The organism is Campylobacter troglodytis, from assembly GCF_006864425.1.
GTDB classification, from domain to species: domain Bacteria; phylum Campylobacterota; class Campylobacteria; order Campylobacterales; family Campylobacteraceae; genus Campylobacter_D; species Campylobacter_D troglodytis.
Genome location: NZ_QHLI01000142.1, coordinates 1 through 1,520, shown reverse-complemented (window position 1 = coordinate 1,520; position 1,520 = coordinate 1). Strand labels below are relative to the sequence as shown.

The window sequence follows — 1,520 nt, the reverse complement described above, 5'->3', positions numbered from 1 at the left end:
CACCCCCTCCCCACTTCCTTCTACCACACTCCCATCCTCTCCCTCACCAACCCTAAAACCAAGATCAAGCACAACAAAGGCATCATTTAAATTAGGCACAGTCTTACAAGAAGCATCAAAGACAAAAAGCATTATAAAATACTCCTTAAAATTTTCTTCATTTTGCCTCTTAAGAGGCAGATAAAAGGCTATTTTGTGAAAGATCTTTTCTTTTTGAAATTTAGCATTGTAAAGGCTTGTTTCTTGTATGTTTGTAAAGTTGTTTTTATGAATTACAAGCTCGCCTCTCATATAAGCGTCAAGTTCTTGCTTGCTCTTAGCCTCTACATAGCCCCAGCTAAGATCCTTTATGCCCTCCAAGCTTTTAGCCTCAAATTCCACATAGCTTCCAGGTGCAAAGCTTAAATTCAAGCTTAAATACCCCTCATCTATCATCCCAGCCTCATTTTCTAGTATATAGCTGATCCTTGCCCTTGATTTTTTAGTGTATTCTACCCTTAAAGGCAAGATAAGCTCTTTTATAAAATGTTTGCTTGAAAATTCTTGCAAGAAGGCAAAAAAATTCTCATTTAAGCATATGCCCTTCTTGTTTTGATACTTAAAACACTCATAAAGCTTAAGCTTGCTTTCTTTTTCCTCTTTTGCCTTTAAATAGCTTTCATAAATAAACACCTCCTTGCAAGCATCATTTTGACTAAAATCTTTAAAATTTACATAATACTCAGCCTCTAAGATAGACTCCAAGCATTTATCCTTATCATCAAGGCAAAAATACCTCTCCTTTTCATCATCAAAAAAATCCCCATCCTTGTAGGCTATGAAATTTTCATATTTTCTCTCAGCCCTCAATCTTTGCATTTCTTTCTCATTTAAAGCCTTGCCGCTAAAAGCCTTGAATTTTTTAACTGCATCCTTGCCTTTTTTAAGCTCTAAGCTTAAACCGTTAAAATACAAGCTTAGTTTCTTAGAAAATCTTAAAACAAAGGGTTTTTGTCTTCTTTTTATGGAATTTACAACAAGATTTCTATCTGAAATAGGGCTCTCATCATAGTGTTTATGATGAAGCTTAATCTTAAAGGGCTTTAAACACTCGCTTTTTTTAATGCTAAAACTTGCAATGCCTCTATTATCTGTTATAGCACTTTGGGCTAAATTTACATTTTCAAGCTGAATTTTTGCTCTTACAATGGGACTTTTTGTGTCCTCAGTTAGGGCCTGAATTTGAAAATTCACCGTGTCATTCATCGCTTTTTCTTTGCTCTTTTGTGTTTTTTATTTAGTTTATATTTATGCTTTTTATTTGATATTTTTTTGTGCGCTTTTTTTGATATTTTTGTGTTTTTTCTTTAGCTTTTATTTATATTTTCTTTTAGTTTTTCTTTGTGCTTAGTTTTGCTTTATGCTTCGTTTTTCTTGGCGCTTAGTTATGTTTTATATTTAGTTTTTTTATGCTTAGTTCTGCCTTGCGTGAAAGCCTTGAAAAACTAAAATCGCTTTTTGAAAGCTTTATTTTAGCATAT

1 pseudogene is annotated in these 1,520 nt (G+C 33.1%); it reads right to left on the bottom strand.

From position 1 onward, the window contains the following. A pseudogene (locus DMC01_RS12420) lies at positions 1-1,245 on the bottom strand (hypothetical protein); the annotation flags it as partial. Between the last annotated feature and the right edge of the window lie 275 nt (positions 1,246-1,520).